Annotated in this window: 5 protein-coding genes; 4 read left to right on the top strand and 1 reads right to left on the bottom strand. The window is 40.6% G+C overall.

Annotation, left to right across the window (positions count from 1 at the left end):
• The 4 genes from yycH to rlmH form a co-directional block, all read left to right on the top strand.
• Window positions 1-824, top strand: an 824-nt coding sequence (gene yycH / locus ACW12G_RS06715; RefSeq protein ID WP_455647578.1) for a two-component system activity regulator YycH, incomplete at its 5' end; no start/stop codon positions are given.
• Window positions 825-849: 25 nt separating this feature from the next.
• The gene (gene yycI, locus ACW12G_RS06710) at window positions 850-1626 is read left to right on the top strand and encodes a two-component system regulatory protein YycI (RefSeq protein WP_455647577.1); all 777 of its coding nucleotides are present in this window, start codon (window positions 850-852) and stop codon (window positions 1624-1626) included.
• A gap of 62 nt (window positions 1627-1688) precedes the next feature.
• Complete coding sequence (locus ACW12G_RS06705) at window positions 1689-2828, top strand: S1C family serine protease (protein ID WP_455647576.1); 1140 nt, start codon at window positions 1689-1691, stop codon at window positions 2826-2828.
• A 651-nt stretch (window positions 2829-3479) separates the two neighbouring features.
• Window positions 3480-3959: a 23S rRNA (pseudouridine(1915)-N(3))-methyltransferase RlmH gene (gene rlmH, locus ACW12G_RS06700; protein ID WP_455647575.1), complete on the top strand. Its 480-nt coding sequence runs from the start codon at window positions 3480-3482 to the stop codon at window positions 3957-3959.
• Window positions 3960-4031: 72 nt separating this feature from the next.
• Here rlmH and ACW12G_RS06695 read toward each other — a convergent pair whose 3' ends face one another.
• The gene (locus ACW12G_RS06695) at window positions 4032-4175 is read right to left on the bottom strand and encodes a hypothetical protein (protein ID WP_010000998.1); all 144 of its coding nucleotides are present in this window, start codon (window positions 4173-4175) and stop codon (window positions 4032-4034) included.
• Between the last annotated feature and the right edge of the window lie 49 nt (window positions 4176-4224).

Below are 4224 nucleotides of genomic sequence, written 5' to 3'. Positions count from 1 at the left end.
ATACCAAAAAGCGACAGATCACCACGGTTAAAGTGGCGCGATTGGATGACGATGACGTCTGGCGTATGGTCAATCAGCTCCCTAAACATACCGCAGTTAACTTTAAAACGCAGCAAGGACGCGCTGAGTTGAACTACAAGCAATCGTTCAAGCTACCGGTTTATTCTTACCTTGTCAACCGTCGTGACCCTAAAATGTATGTGTCTGCGTTATTGGGGACAATGAACCAACTCGTGATATCCGAAGATGGGCATAAAACAGTTTACACCAACAAATTAAATCATCAAAAAGTGACTTATGACCCTGAGTGGGAAACGGTCACCTTTGAGGACAATAACGTTAAAAATAAGCTGCCAAAATCTTACCTTGAGCGTTTGAATTTGAGTTTTGCACAGATCAACTTATTACAACTTAACTTAACCGATACGCGTTTTTTTGAAAGCCAGAATCTTGGCCAATCAGTGACCTATCGGACATATGTCGAAGGCTTTCCGGTTTATTTCCAATCAGAAAGTGGCGCGATTCATATTGATATGTCACAAAATGGGCAACAAACCAGTACCTATTCGCTCAATGAATTAGGGGTACCAGTCCCTAATAATCAGCCAGATGTGACCTTGCCATCAACCGCTGATGTCTTAAAGCAATTACGTGATGCAGGCGTCAAGCCAAGTGATTATAACTTTATTACGCCAGGTTATGAGTGGCTGGTTAATAAAGATAGTCAAGCCGCGGTCAACATGGTGCCAACTTGGATGATTGAAACATCAGACGGTTGGCATAGTGTCACAGCTTATATAGCGGCAAAAGCTAATCAATCGTGATAGGCAAAACAAAAAGGAGGCAGTCATGCAATTTAAACGTATTACCGTGCTCATGTTGATTTTGTTTGTTTTGCTGGACATTTTCCTATTTAATTGGTGGCAAGCTGGCCGTGTCGCACCAATCCAAGTTGCGGATGCTAACGCAAATATTATTTTGGAGATGAAAAAGCAAAAAATTAAGTTGCCGAGTTTTAGCACGACGATTAAGTATAAAAGTTATCTGGCCGCGCAACATGCTAAAAAGTCAGAAATTACGCGCTTGCCAAGTGATCTCGCGACAACAACGGCAGGCGGTGCAGAAGAGTTGGTTGGCGAATTCCGCACAGCCAAAGGGCTGAAACCGCGCGATGGTGAGCCAACAAGTTTGTCACCTAATGTGATTGCTTACGATGCGGGGTACCGCTATAATCCGATTTTAACTGCCAATAAAACAAACGGGGATAAAGTCTATTCCCAAGTCGTCAACGGTTTACCAGTGATGGCGGAGCCAGGCACAATGGTTTTTCATTATGATAAAAATGGCAAGCCAATCAACGTGGTGAAACGGCAGTTAATCAATAGTCAAAAGCTTCGTGATGATCGGCCACTTATCTCTGAAGAAGAGGCGATTGTTGCGCTGTACCGGTATAATGAATTGGATAGTGGGGATCGTTTATCTGAGGGTTACTTGTACTATGATAAAATATTAACAGTGAATGGTTATGATATTTATCTGCCAGTGTGGGCGTTTGAAGCACATAGCGGTCGTGATAAATACATTTTAAAGATCAATGCCTTTACTGGGGATAACTTATCGGTATAATTTAATTTAATATTAATTTGTAATCGATACACTTAAAATAAAGCAATAGATGGGTGAATAATATGGCAGATAAATCATTAACAAAAATTATCGTAACCGGCGCAGTTGCTGGCGTTCTTGGTGGTGGGGCAATGTTGTATGGGCAGCGCGGCTTAGAAGATATGCAACAATCACAACAAAAAGTCACCACCAAGGCTGATAAGACGGTGACAATTGCCAAGGATGCAACGGCGACTTCAGCTTACAATAAAGTGTCAGATGCGGTTGTTTCTGTGTTGAATTTCTATCAAACAGGCAAAGATTCGTTTCAAGAAGCATCTGAAGGTTCAGGCGTGATTTACAAGAAGTCTGGGGATGCGGCCTATGTGGTGACGAATAATCACGTGATTAACGGAGCAGCTCAAATTCAAGTCATGTTACATGACGGGCAAAAGGTGACGGCTACGTTGGTTGGAAAAGATGCCATGACGGACTTAGCGGTGTTAAAGATTGCTGCCGATAAGGTTACCACAACGGCAGCATTTGGTGATTCCAATAAGATCCAAGTAGGTCAGAAAGTTTTGGCTATTGGCTCGCCGTTAGGGTCACAATATGCGTCATCGGTGACAGAAGGGATTATTTCGGCTAAGAAGCGTTTGGTGGAGTCTTCTTCTGAAGATGGGCAAAATTATGGGGGCTCAACGGTTATTCAAACCGATGCGGCCATTAACCCTGGTAATTCCGGTGGTCCATTAATTAATTTTGCTGGCCAAGTGATTGGGATTAACTCAATGAAACTCTCTTCTTCTGCTTCTGGCACGAGTGTTGAAGGGATGGGATTTGCTATTCCGTCAAATCAAGTGGTGGATATTGTTAATAAGTTGGTCAAGTATGGCCAAGTGACGCGTCCAGCTATTGGTATTGGATTAGTTGAATTATCAGCTGTGACGGTTGATGACCAAAAGTCACTGTTGAAGATCCCAGATACAGTTAAGGGCGGCGTTGTTGTCATGAGTTTGACCCCTAATGGACCAGCGGCTAAAGCTGGTATTCAGAAATACGACGTGATTACTGGGATTGATGGCAAAACCGTGACGGGGCAAGCTGACTTGCGTGAAGAATTATATAAGCATGATCTTAATGATACGGTCACAATTACTTATTATCACCAAGCAGAGAAAAAGACTGTTAAAGTTAAATTAACACAAAAATTAGGAAGTTAACGTGCGCGATAACTTTTTTCTTTACACATTTTTTACAAATTAGATGAGCTGCTGTTTTCTGAAAATGTTAATAAATCGTCTGAAAATGTTGATAAATCAGTGTAAAAGTCGATAAAATGTGGATAAGTCGGTGGGGTCATGTTGAAAACTAGTTTTATTTGTTAAGTTTTCATTAAATCGGCGATGAAAACGGCAAAATCGGCGTGATTTCGTAAATTTTTGATCAATAATGTCAATAGCGCGTCAATGTTTGCGTTTAGGACGTGAGGGTCGTTAAAAAACGAATGAAATCAAGATAGTGACTGAAAATAGGAACATTAGCCATTTTTTCTGTGGCAATGTTAAGGGAACATCTGTGCTTATCCACAGTTGTGGATAAAAAAGTGGAAAACTGTGGATAAGGTCAAGAATGGTGGGTGAAAATTGGCTAAAACGCCATTCAAAAACGTGGAAAAAGTTATCCACATTTTGTTTAAAATGTGCTCAAAACTGTGGATAAAAAAATATGCGAACAGGTCAAGTACTGGTATAATAGGCATATTACGATGTTGTATTTATGTTGTTCGTATGACAAATTGTGGATAAGTTGTCAGATACAAATGTTTGCATCATGATGAAAAAGTTTAAGAAAATATAAAGGTGTTAACCATTATGAACATTAAAATTATCACTGTCGGTAAATTAAAAGAAGACTACTTGAAAGCCGGAATTGCGGAATATACGAAGCGATTATCACGTTTTGCTAAAACAACCATTATCGAATTAGCCGATGAGAAAACACCAGATAAAGCAAGTGAAGCCCAGAATCAACAAATTCTCATGAAAGAAGGGGCGCGGATTCAAGAAAAAATTGGGGCACGCGATTTTGTGATTGTACTAGCGATTGAAGGCAAGCAATTTCCTTCAGAGGCGTTTGCGCAAAAACTAGTAGATGTTACCTTAGCAGGTTATTCAGACATCACGTTTATTATTGGTGGCTCACTAGGGCTTGATCCTACGATCAAGCAACGTGCCAATATGAAAATGAGTTTTGGTCTGCTGACACTGCCACATCAATTAATGCGCTTGGTGTTGGTTGAACAAATTTATCGGGCCTTTATGATTCAACAAGGCTCGCCGTACCATAAATAAGCGCTTTTATATGAAAAAAGGGCAAACAAAAAAACCAGTACATGTACTGGTTTTTTTAGGGATCAGATGTGATTACTTTGTTTCAGGTAATTCTTCTGACTTACCTTTTGCCCATTGTTGCAACTTTGCAATCGCAATTTGGCGTTGCTTCTTGGCTGAGTTGTGTCCGACCTTGCGAGCACGGGCGAATGAATTAAGCGGCTTCTTTAATGCCATGATGGGTACTCCTTTTTAAATGTTTTACATACAAGATATTATTATACGT

Source organism: Leuconostoc sp. (assembly GCF_965300815.1).
This window is presented reverse-complemented; position numbering and strand designations above follow the sequence as displayed.